The following is a 14,862-nucleotide window of genomic DNA, read 5'->3' as shown; positions in this document are numbered from 1 at the left end:
CCAGCCCGCAACCCTCTCCCCGCCAGCGGGAGCGGGATTCAGTGGCTTGCACCGCCGTCCTTCGAGGCCGGCGGCGGCCGAGCCGCGGCGAGCCGCGACGACATCTCAGAAACCAGCAGCGACCACTCTTCCTGCGTCAGCACGCTCTCGGCGTGGCGGCGCAGCAAGGTCTCCTCCTCGTCCATCTGCTGCAGCAGGACTTCGCGGTAGCCCGACAGCAGCGACTGGCAGGTGCTCTGGGCCAGGATGTCACCGTCGGCCGCCGCTTTCAGCAGCGCCTTGGCATGCATGAGGGCCGCATCGGCGCGCGCGCGCGCCGATGCCATCGCGTCGAGATGCAGGTCGGCCGCGGCCGAGCGGCCCTTCATGGTGCCCAGCATCGTGAGGCCCTTGGGCCGGTGCGTCGCCTTGTCGAAGGCCTCCAGCTCGTCGAGCAGCGGCAGCACGCGCCGCGCCGTGGCCGCATGGCAGGTGCCACCGCCCTGCCCGGCGAGCATCACGGCCTCGTCCAGCATCGCGCGCATGTGGCGGTGCTCCGCTTCAAGCAGGCTCCACGCCATTTGAACGGCCAGCATGGCAAGCCTCGTCTGGGTCAGCTCCCTGATCGTCCCTGCGGGGCCCGGTTGTGATCGCGCCGCACCCAGATTACGCCTTTCACGCCGGCTTGTGCGCGCGCAGAGCCTGCCGCCGACCCGCACTTGCGGGCGGCGATTGTTCGTGCCTGTGCAACGGGCCATTGCCGCGTTTGCCGTTTATCCACGGGCGATGCGTTCCTAGAGTCAAGCCATCGAATCGTTCGTGCCCGTCCGGGCGCCATTCGAGCCACTCGAAGGACATCGCCATCATGAACCGCCAAGCCTTGATCGCCGCCCTCGCCGTTGCGCTGCTGGGCGCCAGCCCGTTTGCCAGCGCGCAGGACGGCCCTGCTCCCAAGACCCGCGCCGACGTGCAGGCCGAAGTGGCCGCCGCGCGCGCGGCCGGCCGCATGGACTTCAGCAGCCGCGAGGTCAGCCTGCCGCCGCCGGTCTCGTGGAGCCTCAAGTCCGGCACGCGCGGCAAGGCCGCCGAGCGCGATGACGGCCGCGACGCGCTCGCGCGCGGCGAGCCGGGCCAGGGCGCCGCCAGCCGCTGAATCCGCCCGCTTCGTGCGTCAAATGGCGGTTTCGCCGGCAGGCGCGCCGAGCGTCCGCCCGCGCCGCGCGGCCGCGAGCCGGCGGCGGTGCACGAGGTACCAAGCTGCAGGCACGACGAGCATGCTGAGCAGCGGCGCGGTCACCATGCCGCCGACCATCGGCGCAGCGATGCGCTCCATGACCTCGGCGCCCGTGCCCTCGCCCCACAGCATGGGCAGCAGGCCGGCGAGCACGATGGCCACCGTCATCGCCTTGGGCCGCACGCGCAGCACGGCGCCTTCGCGGATGGCCTCGAGCAGCGTCGCTTCGTCGTCGGGTTCGCCCGCCGCGCGACGGCGCTGCCAGGCGTTCTCGAGGTAGACCAGCATCACGACGCCGAACTCGGCCGCGACGCCGGCCAGCGCGATGAAGCCCACCGCCGTCGCCACCGACACCGAGTGCCCGAGCAGCCAGATCAGCCAGAAGCCGCCGACCAGCGAGAACGGCACCGCGGCCATCACCAGCAGCGCGTCGGTCGCGTCGCGAAACAGCAGGTAGAGCAGCACGAAGATCACGGCCAGCGTCGCCGGCACGACGAGCTTCAGGCGGGCGGTGGCGCGCTCGAGGTACTCGAACTGCCCCGACCACGAGACCGCGTAGCCGGCCGGCATTGGCACGTCCCGCGCGACCGCGGCCTGCATGTCCTTGACCACCGAGCGCAGGTCGCGGCCGCGCACGTCGACATAGACCCAGCCCGACAGCCGCGCGTTCTCGCTGCGCAGCATCGGCGGCCCGTCCTCGACGCGCAGGCGCGCCACGTCCTGCAGCAGCAGCTGGGCGCCTTGCGCGGTCACGAAGGGCAGCGTGCGCAGCCGTTCGAGCGAGTCGCGGATCTCGCGCGGATAGCGCACGTTGATCGGATAGCGCTCGCGCCCGCTGACGACCTCGCCGACGTTGTCGCCGCCGATGGCGGTCGAGACGACGGCCTGCACTTCGGCCACCGGCAGCCCGTGGCGCGCGGCGGCGGCGCGGTCGACATCGACGTCGATATAGCGCCCGCCGCTGAGCCGCTCGGCCAGCGCCGAGGACACGCCGGGCACGCGCCGCACCGCCTGCTCGATCTGCGTCGTCAGCCGGTCGATCGCCTCCAGGTCGGTGCCGGCGACCTTGATGCCGACCGGCGACTTGATGCCGGTGGCCAACATGTCGATGCGGTTGCGGATCGGTGGCACCCAGACGTTGGTCAGGCCCGGCACCCTCACGACGCGGTCGAGCTCGTCGACCAGGCGCTGCGGCGTCATGCCGGCGCGCCACTGCTCGCGCGGCTTGAACTGGATCGTCGTCTCGAACATCTCCAGCGGCGCCGGGTCGGTGGCCGTGTCGGCGCGGCCCGCCTTGCCGAACACGCGCTCGACCTCGGGCACGGTCTTGATGAGCCGGTCGGTCTGCTGCAGCAACGCGCCGGCCTTGGAGACCGACAGTCCCGGCAGGGCCGAGGGCATGTACAGCAGGTCGCCTTCGTCGAGCGGCGGCATGAACTCGCCGCCCAGGCGCGCGAGCGGGAACGCGGTCAGCGCCAGCACGAGGCCGGCGGCGGCCAGCGCGGCCTTCGGAAAGCGCAGCACCAGCTCCAGTGCCGGGCGGTACGCGGCCATCAGCCAGCGGTTCAGGGGGTTCGCGGCCTCGCGCGGGATGCGCCCGCGCACCAGGTAGCCCATCAGCACCGGCACCAGCGTCACCGACAGCGCCGCCGCCGCGGCCATCGCGTAGGTCTTGGTGAAGGCCAGCGGCGCGAACAGCCGGCCCTCCTGCGCCTCGAGCGTGAAGACCGGCAGGAACGACAGCGTGATGATCAGCAGCGAGAAGAACAGCGCCGGGCCGACCTCGACGCTGGCCTGCGTGACCAGGCGCCATCGCTCCGGCGCCTGCGGCCGCCGCGCGTGTTCATGCTCGAAGGCCTCGATGCGCTTGTGCGTCGCCTCGAGCAGCACGACCACGCCGTCGAGCGCCGCGCCGAGCGCCAGCGCGATGCCCGCGAGCGAGAGGATGTTGGCGTTGAGGCCCTGCCAGCGCATCACGACGAAGGCCGCGCCGACGGCGACCGGCAGCGCGATCAGCGCGACGAGCGCCGAGCGCAGGTGGAACAGGAATAGCGCGCAGACCAGCGCGACGGCGACGAACTCCTCGCCGAGCTTGAGCTTGAGGTTGTCGATCGCGCGGTCGATGAGCTTCGAGCGGTCGTAGGTCTCCACCACCTCGACGCCGGGCGGCAAGCTGGCCGCCAGCGCCGCGAGCCGGGCCTTGACGGCGGCGATCGTCGTGCGCGCGTTCTTGCCCGAGCGCATCACGACGACGCCGCCCGCCACCTCGCCCTCGCCGTCGAGCTCGGCGATGCCGCGGCGCATCTCCGGGCCGATCTGCAGCGTCGCGACGTCGCGCAGCAGCACCGGCGTCGCGCCCGAGACGGCCAGCGGGACGACGCGAAAGTCGTCGAGCGTCTTCAGGAAGCCGCGCGAGCGCACCATGTACTCGGTCTCGGCCAGCTCGACGACCGAGCCGCCCGAGGACTGGTTGGCCCGCTGCAGCGCCTCGATCACCATCGCCTGCGTGATGTTCAGCGCGCGCATGCGGTCGGGGTCGAGCACGACCTGGTACTGGCGCACCATGCCGCCGATCGAGGCCACCTCGGCGACGTCGGGCACGGTCTTCAGCTCGAACTTCAGGAACCAGTCGTTCAGCGCGCGCAGCTGGCCGATGTCGTGGCGGCCGCTGCGGTCGACGAGCGCGTACTCGTAGATCCAGCCCACGCCGGTGGCGTCGGGACCCAGCGCGGCCGACGCGCCGGCCGGCAGGCGGCCTTGCACCTGGTTGAGGCTTTCGACCACGCGCGAGCGGGCCCAGTACGGATCGGTCCGGTCGTCGAACAGGATGTAGACGAAGGAGTCGCCGAAGAACGAGTAGCCGCGCACGGTCTTCGCGCCCGGCACGCTGAGCATGGTCGTCGTCAGCGGGTAGGTCACCAGGTCCTCGACCACCTGCGGCGGCTTGCCGGGGTAGCTCGTGCGCACGATGACCTGCGTGTCCGACAGGTCCGGCAGCGCGTCGACCGGCATCGTGGCCGTCGACCACAGCGCCGCGGCGACCAGGCCCAGCGTCGCGGCGATCACCAGGAAACGGTTCGCGATCGACCAGCGGATCAGCGCGGCGATCATGGCGCGCCTCCGATCTTCTGCGCAGCGACCAGCTCCCAGTCCGTCGGCCCGCCTTGGCGGAACTCGAAGCGCACGACGTCGCCGGCTTGGAGATCGGCGAAGGCCTTCGGGTCCGGCTTGCCGAAGCCCATCGTCATTGCCGGCCACTGCAGTTCGGGCAGAGGGCCGTGCGAGATCGTGATGCCGTCGGCGTCGATGCGCTCGACCTTGCCCTCGGCGCGGTAGACATGCGGTGCGGCGGCCGCCGGGGCCGATGCCGGCGAGCCCGCGGCCATCGCGCCGAGCACCGACTTGAGCCGCGCTTCCGAGTCGACGAGGAACTGCCCGCTGGCGACCACCTGCTCGCCTTCGCTCAGGCCGGCCAGCACCTCGACCTGCTCGCCCAGCTCGGCGCCGAGCGTGATCTCGCGCGGCGCGAACGCGCCCTGGGCGTCGCGCACGATCGCGATCGCGCGCGTGCCGGTGCGGATGGCCGCTTCGGCGGGCATCACGAGGCGCGCGGTCGGCGCGGCGGCCAGCTGCAGCCGCATCAGCATGCCGGGCATCAGCCGCGCGCCGCGGTTGTCGAGCGTGAAGCGCGCCTGCAAGCTGCGCGTGCTCGCGCTCACCTGCGGCAGGATCTCCTCGAGCTTGCCGTCGAAGGCCTGCGACGCGTCGGCCTGCAGCACGGCCCGGACCTTCTGGCCGCGCGCGAGGCGCAGCGCCTGCGCCTCGGGCACCTCGGCCACGACCCAGACCTTGCCCAGGCCGGCGATGCGAAACAGCGTCGTGCCGGGCGCGACGGCCGCGCCTTCTCGCACGCCGAGCTCGGCCACCACGCCGCTCACCGGCGCGGTGAGCGTGAAGCGCGCCTGCGCCGTGCCGGCGGCCTCGCTTTGCCGGACCAGCGAGTCGGGGACCGACATCGCGCGCAGCCGATCGCGCGCGGCGGCCACGATCTCCGGCGCACCGCCAGCGCGCTGCAGCGCGAGCAGCTCGTTGATCGGCGCCAGCCACTCCGGCGCGAACACGGTCGCCAGCGCCTGGCCCTTGCGCACGCGCTCCATCGGCGCGCGCACATGCAGGCGCTCGACGAAGCCGGCCACGCGCGTTTGCACCACCATGCCCAGGCGCTCGTCGAACTGCACGCTGCCGATCGCGTCGATCGACGATGCGAGCTCGGCCTTCTTGACCACCGCGGTGCGGATGCCGAGGTTCTGCTGGACCGTCGGGCTGATCTTCACGCCCGCGTCGCCGGCCTCGTCGGCGTAGACCGGCACCAGCTGCATGTCCATGAACGGCGACTTGCCGGGCTTGTCGAAGCGCGGGCCGGGCACCATCGGGTCGTGCCAATAGAGGACCTGGCGCTCGCCGGCCGGCGCGGTTGGCGGCGCGGCATGGGGCGAGCTGGCGCGCCCCGCAAAGAAGCCGGCCGCGGCCAGCGCCAGGCCGGCCAGCGAGACGGCCGCGAACAACACCGTGCGCTTCATCGGGCACCTCCTTGCGCGAGCGGCTTGAGCGCGAGCTCGACCTGGGCCCGGTCGAGCTCGCGTTGCAGCGCGAGCAGCTTGCGCTGCACCTCCACCTCCATGTGCCTCGCGTCGAACAGCGCGGCGAGCGACGCCTGGTTCGAGCGATACGCCGCCAGCGCGGCCGCGGTGCGCCGCCCCGCCGGCGCGACCACCGCGCGCTCGTAGCGCTGGAGGCGCTGGCGCAATCGATCGGCATCGCCGGCCAGCGCCTGGTACTGCGCGGTGGCGGCGCGCGTGGCCTCGGCGAGTTCGGCCTCGGCCTGGTCGACCAGGGCGAGCTTGGCGGCGATCTCGCGGTCCTGGCGTCGCGCCGGCGCGATCTGCAGCGGGATGCTGACGCCGAAGCTCACCAGGTCCGGGTAGCCGGCGCGCTGACCGTAGGCGAGTTCCCAGGTCCAGTTGGCCGATCGCTCGTGGCGGGCCACGGCGGCATTGCGGCGCGCGAGCTCGGCCTCGCTGCGCAGCGCCACGACGGCGGGATGGCGAGCCACGTAGTCCGCCTCGGAGGGCGGCGTGAGACTCGGCGGCGGCGCAATCGATTCGGGCCGAAAGCCGACCCAGCGCGCCAGCGCCACGAGCGCGCTCGCCTGCTGCTGGCGTGCCTCGTCGCTCTCGTCTTGCGCCATGCCACGAGCGGCGTCCAGTTGCAGCACTTCGGCCGCGGCGCCCGCGGCGCCGGCCCATCGGGCACGCGCCGCCTCGAGCTCTTCGTGGAGGTGATGCTCGGTCTGTGCGGCAAGCCGCAGCGCTGCCTCGGCATACCAGGCCTCCAGATAGGCCTGCGCGGCCTGGAGACGAGCGTCACCCTCGGCCACGCCGCCTTGCGCGGCTTCGCGCTGCGCCATCGCCCGCGCGGCGCCTTCGCGCGCGGCGCGCTTGTCGGCGGCCAGCCACTCCTGGCTGATGCCGATGCGCTTCATCGTCATCGGCTCGACCGCCGTGCGCCAGCGCTCGGCGCCAGTGACCGGCAGGTTCTCGATGCCCGCGCGCAGCATCGGGTCCGGCAACTGGCCGGCGGCACGGGCGGACTCGTCGGCGCCCAGCGCGGCGGCGCGGGCGGCGCGCGCGGCTTCCGAGCGCTGGGCGGCCAGGCTCAGGGCCTGGTCGAACGACAACGGCTGCGCGGCGCACCAGGCCGGCAGGATGGCGGCGGCAGCAACGGCGGCTGCTCGCAAGAAGTTGGACGGCATGACGGCTCCGGAGACGAACAGGACGCAGCCGGTGTGCGGACGAAGCCGCACCCGGCGCCGGTCGGTCGGCGGAGCGGGTCAGACTCGAAGCCTGAGCGTGGCGAGGAAGAGCGGGTCCGGTGGCGGCCGCGCTTCGGGCGTGCTCGCCATGGGCGCGCAGCCGGCGCGGTCTGCGTCGAGCACGAGCGGCCGCTCGAGCACCAGGACCACCATCGGCAGCGAGGCCACCGGCAGCTTGACGGGCTCGAAGGTCTTGCCGGGGTCGGCGGCGTGCTGATGGCACAGCACGGGCTGCTGGGCGTCCATGCCTTCGCAAGGTTCGCCGGCGGCCCCCATCTCGGCCATCATCTCGGCCATCGCCAGCGCATCGGCTTGGCCCGGGCACACGTAGCTCGCCAGTGCCAGCTGCGCGAACAGCAGCGACAGCACCAAGAAGAGTGCAGTCGTCAGGCGGGCATGGCGCGGGCGCATAGGAAAACCGAGTTTAGGGCGACGCAGCGCGTCCGGGCGACTGGCCAAAGCTGCCTTCTGTCCGAAAGCAAGCCGCGCCCTCCCCGAACTGCGGGGCACGCGCCGGCATCGCTTTGCGGCGCAACGGTCTATGGTTTGAGCCGCTGTATCGCCGCCTGCGCCCCGCTTCGCAGGCTCCTGGCCGTGAAGTCTGCTCGCCTTTGGATGTCGATCGCAATCGCGATCCTGCTGCCGATCAAAGGCGCGGTGGCGGCCGCGATGCTGTGTTCGCCCGGCGGCCCCGGCATGCAGGTCGAGGAGCGGGTCGACGCGCCGGCGGGCGGACAAGGCGAGGACGAGGAGCGCGAACACTGCGGCCCCGACCGCCACGGCGCGCCGCCGGGCTCGCATCACGCGAGCGATCAGGCCGGCACAGCTTCCGCCCACGCCGGCGCAGGCAGTTGCGACGCGTGTTCGGCGCTTTGCTCGCTCACGCACATGGTGGGCGAGATCTGGTCGATGCCCGATCACGCCGATTCGGGCACGGTCGTCTTTCCTCGCCTGATCGTGCCCGCGCCAAGCTTCCTCTCGGGCGGCCAGGAGCGTCCGCCACGAACCACGTGACCCATTGAACGGCCTCGCGGGGGGCCGAGGGGGCTCGTCGCGCAACGCGCGGGCCTTTGTTCGCTGGCATGGCCAGCCGATGACTGACGTGGTTCGAAAAATGAAAGAGCTCAACTCCCGGGCAACGCCTGCTGGCACGCCCCGCCCGCCGTCTTCCGGGCCCTTGGACGCCGCCGGCGGCCGTTTGGGCTGGGTCGACTATGCAAGAGGCATCTGCATGGTGGCCGTGGTCGTCTTCTACGCTGCCACCGACCTTCACCACGAGCTGTTGCGGCTGGGCCAGCCGCTGCCTCCGGCCAACTGGCTGGACCACGTGGTCGATTTCGCGCGCCCGTTCCGGATGCCGGACTTCTTCCTGATCTCGGGCCTGTTCCTGGCACGCGTGATCGACCGTCCCTGGCGTTCCTACCTCGACACCAAGGTCGTCCACTACCTCTACTTCTTCCTCGTCTGGACGGTGATCATCTTCACCATCCGCGCCGTCGCTAAGCCCTACCCCGGGATCGATGCGCTGGCCGCGGAGTTCGTGAAGTGGCTGTACCAGCCCTTCGCAATGCTGTGGTTCATCCAGCTGCTGGCCGTGTTCTTCGTGTTCACCAAGCTGACGCGGCGAGTGCCGATGTGGGCGATGTTCGCGTTCGCGGCGGCGCTGCACTTGAGCGAGTATTCGGCGCCCATCAAGCAGTTGCAGAACTTCGGCGAGCGCTTCGTGTTCTTCTATGCCGGCTACGTGTTCGCGCCGCGCTTCTTCCAGCTGGTGGCATGGGTCCAGGCGCACCGCGTCGCGGCCCTCGCCGGCCTGGCGCTGTGGGCGGTCTTCAACGCCAGCATGGTGCTGACGGGATGGTCGACGCTTTCGCCGGTGTCGCTGACGCTCGGCCTCGTCGGCGCCTGCGCGGTGATCTCGATCAGCGGACTGTTCAGCCTGCTGCCGTGGATGCGCTGGCTGCGCTATCTGGGCCAGCACTCGCTGGCGATCTACGTCGGCTTCTACATTCCGCTCAACGCCGTGACGCACTGGGCCGTGACCTCCGGATGGCCGGTCCACAACGGCTGGGGCGGACTGGCGATCGCGGTGTTCAGCATCACGGCCGCGCTGTGCCTGTTCTGGGCGCTGCGCAACACCTGGCTGCGCTGGCTTTACCAACGGCCGGGCTGGGCGCGCCTGCAGCGGGCCGGGCCGAAGGCGGTGGCGCTGGCCGACTGATGCGTCTGGGTGATGAAGGCGGCGCAGCGGCGGCTCAGGCGCCGATGCGCTGACGCAGCCACCCGAAGAAGCAGCCGGCCAGGAACGCCCAGGTCGACAGCACCACCGCGGCCGCGAGAAAGCCGCTCCAGGAGAACGCGGCCTGCGCGACGAGCGGCGTGAAATCGAGGCCGTGGAAAAGGTTGTTCATGAACCGCATGAACGCGACCGGTGCGGCCAGCCAGACCAGGGTGCACAGTGCGTAGAAGAGCGCCACGGTGGCCGCAAACGCGATGCCGGTGCGAAGCGCGGTGGCTGCGACTGAACTGGGCGCCGAGGGAAGTGTGAGCGTGCCCATGGTGTGGCTCCTCAGCGGCGTGACGCCGGCTTTTCGAATCTAGACCGCACGGCCACGGCTGCCTTGACGGCCATCAATCGAGGCAAGTGCGGATGCCGTGAAGCTTGCCCACAAGCGAGCCAAGGAGCTGACCATGGACCATGAACACCAGGAGCCGCCGTCGTTCTGGCGCTCATCCGCTGCGTGGGCTCTGCTCGTCGCCGTCGCGGCCGCCGGCTTCTACCTGGTCACGGAGCACACCGCACACCTCTTCGGCGCGCTGCCGTATCTGGTCATCCTGGCCTGCCCGCTGATGCATGCGTTCATGCATCGAGGCCACGACCGCGGTGGCCCTCCTCGCGGCCACCCCAGGAGCGAAGACCGTGAGCAACACCGGCAGTGATTACGGCTTGTGGAGCTTGGTCGTCCTGAACTCCGTCGTCTTCATCGGCTTCGCCTACAGCTTCTTCAAGCCGCTCAACCTGCGCGACTGGCGCGGCTTCGGGGCCTACAGCGCCTTCATCGTGGCGCTGTTCGCCGAGATGTACGGCTTTCCGCTGACCATCTATCTGCTGTCCGGCTGGCTGGGCTCGAAGTATCCGGACGTGAACCTCTTCGGCCACGAGGCCGGCCACCTCTGGTGGGTGCTGACCGGCCGCCACGGCGACCCGCATTTCAGCGTGCTCCACCTGCTGAGCTTCGCGTTCATCGTCGCCGGCTTCACGTTGCTGTCGAAGGCGTGGCATGTGCTGTATCACGCGCAGCGTGCGCACGCACTGGCGACCTCGGGCCCGTACCAGCGCGTCCGACATCCGCAGTACATCGGCTTCGTCGCCATCATGTTCGGCTTCCTGCTGCAGTGGCCGACGCTGCTGACCTTGGGGATGTTCCCGGTGCTGGTGGTCATGTACGTCCGGCTGGCAATCGCGGAGGAGCGCGACGCCGAAGCAGCGTTCGGACAGGCATGGCGCGACTACGCGGCGGTGACGCCGCGCTTCATTCCCCGACTCTCCAGGCACGCCCGTGCAAGAGCGGCCGACAGCCACTAGAACCAGGGTGACAAACCGGCAAGGCCGACACTGCGGACCAGAACGGGAGAACGCCATGCCGAGCTCTCACGCCGAGCACGACGCCGCGCAGCCAGCGGACCGCGACCACGCAAGCCACCATCACGCCGCAAGAAAGGTGCCGCCGGCGCGGCCGCCCGACGCACAGGTCGAGTACACCTGCCCGATGCATCCGCAGGTGCGCCAGATCGGGCCGGGCCACTGCCCCATCTGCGGCATGGCGCTGGAGCCGGTCGTCGCGAGCGCGCATACGGGCGAGAGTGCCGAGCTGCGCGACATGACGCGGCGCTTGTGGATCGGCACCGCGCTGACGCTGCCGGTGTTCGCGCTGGAGATGGGCGGCCACGTGAGCAACCTGAACCACGTGCTGGGCCAGCAGCTGTCGAACTGGATCCAGCTGCTGCTGGGCACGCCGGTCGTGCTGTGGGCCGGCTGGCCGTTCTTCGTGCGCGCCGCGGCATCGGTGCGCAACCGCAGCCTGAACATGTTCTCGCTCATCGGGCTGGGCACCGGCGCTGCCTGGCTCTACAGCATCGTCGGCACGCTCGCGCCCGGGCTGTTTCCGTCGGATCTGAGGCTGGCCGACGGTGCGGTACAGGTCTATTTCGAGGCCGCCGCGGTGATCACGGTGCTGGTGCTGCTCGGCCAGGTACTCGAACTGCGGGCTCGCGAGAAGACTTCGGGCGCGATCAAGGCGCTGCTCGGACTGGCGCCCAAGACCGCCGTCAAGGTCAACGCCGACGGCTCGGACGAGACCGTGCAGGTCGACGCCATCCAGGTGGGCGACTTGCTGCGCGTACGCCCCGGCGAGAAGGTGCCGGTGGACGGCGAGCTGGCCGACGGCAAGGGCAACGTCGACGAGTCGATGGTGACCGGCGAACCCATGCCGGTGGCCAAGGCCGTCGGCTCCAAGCTCACCGCCGGCACGATGAACCAGACGGGCGGCTTCGTGATGCGCGCCGAGAAGGTGGGGGCGGACACGCTGCTTTCGCAGATCGTCCACATGGTCGCCGCCGCGCAGCGCAGCCGCGCGCCCATCCAGCGCATGGCCGACCAGGTGGCCGGCTGGTTCGTGCCCGTGGTGATCCTGGTCGCGGGACTGACCTTCGTCGCATGGCTGGCGTGGGGACCGACGCCCGCGCTCAGCTACGCGCTCATCACCGCGGTGGCCGTGCTCATCATCGCCTGCCCCTGCGCCCTCGGCCTGGCCACGCCGATGTCGATCATGGTCGGCGTCGGGCGCGGCGCGCAGCACGGCGTTCTGATCCGCGACGCCGAGGCACTGGAGCGGATGGAGAAGATCGACACGCTGGTGGTCGACAAGACCGGCACGCTCACCGAGGGCCGCCCGAAGGTGGTTCATGTCGAGTCGACCGAGGGCTTCGGCGCCGACGAGGTGCTGCGCCAGCTCGCCAGCGTCGAGCGTTCCAGCGAACACCCGCTGGCGATGGCGATCGTGAAGGACGCGCAGGAACGCCAGCTCGCGCTCTCGGCGGTGAGCGACTTCGACTCGCCGGTGGGCAAGGGCGTGATCGGCACCGTCGACGGCCGCATCGTCGTCTCGGGCAGCGCCAAGTTCCTCGCCGAGCATGCCGTCGATGCATCGCCGCTCGCGGCCGCAGCGGAGCTTCAGCGACAGAAAGCCGCCACGGTCATCTTCGTGAGCGTCGGCGCGCGCCTGGCCGGCTTCGTGGCGATCGCCGACCCGATCAAGACGACCACACCCCAGGCGCTGCGGGCTCTCGGGGCGGCCGGCGTGCGCGTGGTGATGCTCACCGGCGACGGCAAGACCACGGCCGAGGCGGTCGGCCGTCAACTCGGCATCGACGAGGTGGTGGCCGAAGTCTTTCCCGAGGACAAGGCGGCCGTGGTGCAGCGGCTGAAGTCCGAAGGCCGCGTGGTCGCGATGGCTGGCGACGGCGTCAACGACGCTCCGGCGCTGGCCGCCGCCGAAGTCGGCATCGCGATGGGCACCGGCACCGACGTGGCGATGGAAAGCGCCGGCGTCACCCTGCTCAAGGGCGATCTGATGGGCATCGTGCGGGCGCGCACGCTGTCGCACGCGACCATGCGCAACATCCGCCAGAACCTGTTCCTCAGCTTTGCCTACAACGTGGCCGGCATCCCGCTCGCCGCCGGCGTGCTGTACCCGCTCTCGGGGCTGCTGCTCTCACCCGCCGTCGCGGCCGCCGCGATGGCGCTGTCGTCGGTGAGCGTGATCGCCAATGCGCTTCGGCTGCGCAGCGTCCGCGTCGACTGACGTCGCCGGGCTTGACCTTGCCATGATGGGAATGTCTACGCTGCGTGTCCATGGCAGGAGACGGGCTGGAGCACGCATGGACACGATCGAAGCAATGAAGGCCTTCACCAAGGTGGCCGAGGCGGGCAACTTCGCGGAGGCTGCGCGTCGCCTCGACGTGGCTCCCCCCTTCGTGACCCGTGCGGTCCAGGCGCTCGAGGCGCGCGTCGGCACACGGCTTTTTCACCGCACCACGCGCCGGGTGACGATGACGGAAGCCGGCCAGCGCTACCTCGTGACGGCCGCACGCACCTTGTCCGAACTGGACGAGCTCGAGTCCATGCTGCGCGGCGAGGCCAGCGGCGAGGTGAGCGGCACGCTGAGCCTCGCGATGCCCGTCGCCCTCGGCACTCGCTACATCGTTCCCCTGCTGACCGAGTTCAAGGCCCGGCATCCGCGCCTGCGGCTCGACCTCGACTTCTGCGATCACCTCGTCGACCCGGTCAAGCGGGGCTTCGACGCGGCGATCCGCGTGGCCACGAGCCTGAGCGACTCGTCGCTCAGCGCACGCCGCATCGCGACCAGCCCGGTCGTGCTGGCGGCCGCGCCGGTCTACCTGGCCCGACACGGCGAACCCGGCACGCTGGAGAGCCTGCGTGATCACCAGGTGCTCGAGGCGCCCTCCGGCCGACCCCTGAGCACCGGCCTGCGCGTCGCGAGCGATGCCGACATGCCCCCGGCCGTTCGCGCCAACAGCGCCGAAGCCTTGAAGGGCTTTGCCGTCGCGGGCCTGGGGATCCTGCGGGCGCCGGCGTTCGTCGTCGCGCAGGAAATCGCGCAAGGGCAACTCGTTCGCGTGCTGCCCGACGCGGCGCTGGGCCAGTATGACGTGACGGTGGTCTTCCCGAGCCGCACGATGATGCCGCTGCGCCTGCGGCGCGTGATCGAGCACTTGGCAGGAGGGCTGGCGTCGTTGTCGGGCGAGGTTCGAGCCGACGGCGGCGCTCGGCCGCTGGCGGCTTGACAGGCTTGTTGACCGGATCGCGCCGCGTTTCATCCCCGCGAGCCGTTGTTCGTCGAAGCGGTTGCGGATCGCGTTGACGAGTGGCACGTGCAGGCCCACGACGAGAAGTCCGCGCCCGCGAAGGCCTTCCTCGACGCCTCGGGCAGCGAAGCCTGGCACACGTCACCCGACGAGCCGGCGAGGTTCCAGGCCGGCGAGACGCAGAAGGAGCTTGGGCAGGCGGATCGGCACCGGACGCAGGCGCGCGCCCGATCTGGCGCAGCTCGCGATCGACTTCGCCTATAGGAAGATCTACTCGCGTCCCGGCCTGGACCTTGCCCAGCGCCAGCTCGTGACGCTGTCCGCACTGGCTGCAATGGGTGGCCTCGAACCGCAGCTGCGGTTCCATGTCGCCGGTGCGCTCAACGCAGGATGGTCGCCCAGGCAGTTGTGCTGCGGCAGGCCTTCAAAGAACGCGGCATCTCGGCCGCGCACACGCAATCTCCGCCTGGCGATTCCTACGAGGCCGGCATGACCGCGCTGCGGGACGTCGACGGCGAAGCCGGAGAGAAGGTCATCACGGCGCTCGAGGACGTCCTACCCGACCTGGGCCGATTCATCATCGACTTCGCCTTCGGACGGATCTACACGCGCGACGGGCTGGGCCTGCACCTGAGAGAAATGGTCACCGTCGCGTCGCTCGCGGCGATGGGCTGCGCCACGCCTCAGCTCAAGGTGCATATGCATGGCTTTCTGAACGTCGGTGGTACGAAGGAGCAGCTTGTCGAGGTGACCATACAGATCGCAGCCTATGCCGGGTTCCCTCGGGCCATCAACGCCGCCCTGACAATCCAGGATGTGCTGAGGGAGCGGGCCGCCAGAGTCAGTGACTGAGACGGGGTGCGCTGGCACATTGGTTGCTGCGCTGGCA

Annotated in this window: 15 protein-coding genes; 9 read left to right on the top strand and 6 right to left on the bottom strand. The window is 70.7% G+C overall.

The window, feature by feature from the left end; all coding sequences use genetic code 11:
- Positions 1 to 38: 38 nt before the first annotated feature.
- Positions 39 to 575 carry a hemerythrin domain-containing protein gene (locus ACO2TI_RS05225; RefSeq protein ID WP_423282455.1) on the bottom strand — a complete coding sequence of 179 codons (537 nt, stop codon included), beginning with the start codon at positions 573 to 575 and terminating at the stop codon, positions 39 to 41.
- Between the two features lie 269 nt (positions 576 to 844).
- On the opposite strand from ACO2TI_RS05225, the gene ACO2TI_RS05220 reads away from it, so the two are divergent.
- Positions 845 to 1,132, top strand: a complete 288-nt coding sequence (locus ACO2TI_RS05220) for a DUF4148 domain-containing protein (protein ID WP_423282453.1) — start codon at positions 845 to 847, stop codon at positions 1,130 to 1,132.
- Positions 1,133 to 1,150: 18 nt separating this feature from the next.
- On the opposite strand, the gene ACO2TI_RS05215 is transcribed toward ACO2TI_RS05220, so the two are convergent.
- The 4 genes from ACO2TI_RS05215 to ACO2TI_RS05200 form a co-directional block, all read right to left on the bottom strand.
- On the bottom strand, positions 1,151 to 4,324 hold the full coding sequence (locus ACO2TI_RS05215) for an efflux RND transporter permease subunit (protein ID WP_423282452.1): 3,174 nt from the start codon (positions 4,322 to 4,324) through the stop codon (positions 1,151 to 1,153).
- On the bottom strand, positions 4,321 to 5,793 hold the full coding sequence (locus ACO2TI_RS05210) for an efflux RND transporter periplasmic adaptor subunit (protein WP_423282451.1): 1,473 nt from the start codon (positions 5,791 to 5,793) through the stop codon (positions 4,321 to 4,323). The genes ACO2TI_RS05215 and ACO2TI_RS05210 overlap by 4 nt, the downstream gene beginning before the upstream one ends.
- Positions 5,790 to 7,025 carry a TolC family protein gene (locus tag ACO2TI_RS05205; RefSeq protein ID WP_423282450.1) on the bottom strand — a complete coding sequence of 412 codons (1,236 nt, stop codon included), beginning with the start codon at positions 7,023 to 7,025 and terminating at the stop codon, positions 5,790 to 5,792. Before ACO2TI_RS05205 ends, ACO2TI_RS05210 begins: the two co-directional genes overlap by 4 nt.
- 78 nt (positions 7,026 to 7,103) lie before the next feature.
- Entirely contained in the window at positions 7,104 to 7,496 is a 393-nt protein-coding gene (locus ACO2TI_RS05200; RefSeq protein WP_423282449.1) for a hypothetical protein, read from the bottom strand.
- Positions 7,497 to 7,631: 135 nt separating this feature from the next.
- On the opposite strand from ACO2TI_RS05200, the gene ACO2TI_RS05195 reads away from it, so the two are divergent.
- Both ACO2TI_RS05195 and ACO2TI_RS05190 read left to right on the top strand, forming a co-directional pair.
- Positions 7,632 to 8,099 (top strand): hypothetical protein, encoded by a 468-nt coding sequence (locus ACO2TI_RS05195; protein ID WP_423282447.1) that lies wholly within the window; start codon positions 7,632 to 7,634, stop codon positions 8,097 to 8,099.
- 79 nt (positions 8,100 to 8,178) lie between these two features.
- A complete protein-coding gene (locus tag ACO2TI_RS05190; RefSeq protein ID WP_423282445.1) occupies positions 8,179 to 9,306 on the top strand; it encodes an acyltransferase family protein in 1,128 nt (375 codons plus the stop codon).
- A 34-nt stretch (positions 9,307 to 9,340) separates the two neighbouring features.
- Here the strand turns inward: ACO2TI_RS05190 and ACO2TI_RS05185 are convergent, their stop codons facing one another.
- Positions 9,341 to 9,643: a DUF5676 family membrane protein gene (locus ACO2TI_RS05185; RefSeq protein ID WP_423282444.1), complete on the bottom strand. Its 303-nt coding sequence runs from the start codon at positions 9,641 to 9,643 to the stop codon at positions 9,341 to 9,343.
- Positions 9,644 to 9,776: 133 nt separating this feature from the next.
- Here ACO2TI_RS05185 and ACO2TI_RS05180 point away from each other — a divergent pair, with 133 nt between their 5' ends.
- The 6 genes from ACO2TI_RS05180 (at position 9,777) to ACO2TI_RS05155 (ending at position 14,825) form a co-directional block, all read left to right on the top strand.
- Complete coding sequence (locus ACO2TI_RS05180; protein ID WP_423282443.1) at positions 9,777 to 10,025, top strand: DUF2933 domain-containing protein; 249 nt, start codon at positions 9,777 to 9,779, stop codon at positions 10,023 to 10,025.
- Positions 10,006 to 10,671 carry a methyltransferase family protein gene (locus tag ACO2TI_RS05175; RefSeq protein WP_423282442.1) on the top strand — a complete coding sequence of 222 codons (666 nt, stop codon included), beginning with the start codon at positions 10,006 to 10,008 and terminating at the stop codon, positions 10,669 to 10,671. The genes ACO2TI_RS05180 and ACO2TI_RS05175 overlap by 20 nt, the downstream gene beginning before the upstream one ends.
- 55 nt (positions 10,672 to 10,726) lie before the next feature.
- On the top strand, positions 10,727 to 12,949 hold the full coding sequence (locus tag ACO2TI_RS05170) for a copper-transporting P-type ATPase (RefSeq protein WP_423282441.1): 2,223 nt from the start codon (positions 10,727 to 10,729) through the stop codon (positions 12,947 to 12,949).
- Entirely contained in the window at positions 12,915 to 13,952 is a 1,038-nt protein-coding gene (locus tag ACO2TI_RS05165; protein ID WP_423282440.1) for a LysR family transcriptional regulator, read from the top strand. Before ACO2TI_RS05170 ends, ACO2TI_RS05165 begins: the two co-directional genes overlap by 35 nt.
- A gap of 61 nt (positions 13,953 to 14,013) precedes the next feature.
- On the top strand, positions 14,014 to 14,466 hold the full coding sequence (locus ACO2TI_RS05160) for a carboxymuconolactone decarboxylase family protein (protein ID WP_423282439.1): 453 nt from the start codon (positions 14,014 to 14,016) through the stop codon (positions 14,464 to 14,466).
- Positions 14,364 to 14,825 carry a carboxymuconolactone decarboxylase family protein gene (locus tag ACO2TI_RS05155; protein WP_423282438.1) on the top strand — a complete coding sequence of 154 codons (462 nt, stop codon included), beginning with the start codon at positions 14,364 to 14,366 and terminating at the stop codon, positions 14,823 to 14,825. Before ACO2TI_RS05160 ends, ACO2TI_RS05155 begins: the two co-directional genes overlap by 103 nt.
- Positions 14,826 to 14,862 lie beyond the last annotated feature (37 nt).

It is taken from the genome of Caldimonas sp. KR1-144, from assembly GCF_049446155.1.
In the GTDB taxonomy this organism is placed as follows: Bacteria; Pseudomonadota; Gammaproteobacteria; order Burkholderiales; family Burkholderiaceae_C; genus Rivibacter.
This window is presented reverse-complemented; position numbering and strand designations above follow the sequence as displayed.

Excerpts from the sequence above, each read along its gene's own strand:
- ACO2TI_RS05225 (WP_423282455.1), bottom strand. The coding sequence starts at position 575 with ATGCTGGCCGTTCAAATGGCGTGGAGCCTGCTTGAAGCGGAGCACCGC.
- ACO2TI_RS05220 (WP_423282453.1), top strand. The coding sequence starts at position 845 with ATGAACCGCCAAGCCTTGATCGCCGCCCTCGCCGTTGCGCTGCTGGGC.
- ACO2TI_RS05215 (WP_423282452.1), bottom strand. The coding sequence starts at position 4,324 with ATGATCGCCGCGCTGATCCGCTGGTCGATCGCGAACCGTTTCCTGGTG.
- ACO2TI_RS05210 (WP_423282451.1), bottom strand. The coding sequence starts at position 5,793 with ATGAAGCGCACGGTGTTGTTCGCGGCCGTCTCGCTGGCCGGCCTGGCG.
- ACO2TI_RS05205 (WP_423282450.1), bottom strand. The coding sequence starts at position 7,025 with ATGCCGTCCAACTTCTTGCGAGCAGCCGCCGTTGCTGCCGCCGCCATC.
- ACO2TI_RS05200 (WP_423282449.1), bottom strand. The coding sequence starts at position 7,496 with ATGCGCCCGCGCCATGCCCGCCTGACGACTGCACTCTTCTTGGTGCTG.
- ACO2TI_RS05190 (WP_423282445.1), top strand. The coding sequence starts at position 8,179 with ATGACTGACGTGGTTCGAAAAATGAAAGAGCTCAACTCCCGGGCAACG.
- ACO2TI_RS05185 (WP_423282444.1), bottom strand. The coding sequence starts at position 9,643 with ATGGGCACGCTCACACTTCCCTCGGCGCCCAGTTCAGTCGCAGCCACC.
- ACO2TI_RS05180 (WP_423282443.1), top strand. The coding sequence starts at position 9,777 with ATGGACCATGAACACCAGGAGCCGCCGTCGTTCTGGCGCTCATCCGCT.
- ACO2TI_RS05170 (WP_423282441.1), top strand. The coding sequence starts at position 10,727 with ATGCCGAGCTCTCACGCCGAGCACGACGCCGCGCAGCCAGCGGACCGC.
- ACO2TI_RS05165 (WP_423282440.1), top strand. The coding sequence starts at position 12,915 with ATGCGCTTCGGCTGCGCAGCGTCCGCGTCGACTGACGTCGCCGGGCTT.
- ACO2TI_RS05155 (WP_423282438.1), top strand. The coding sequence starts at position 14,364 with ATGGTCGCCCAGGCAGTTGTGCTGCGGCAGGCCTTCAAAGAACGCGGC.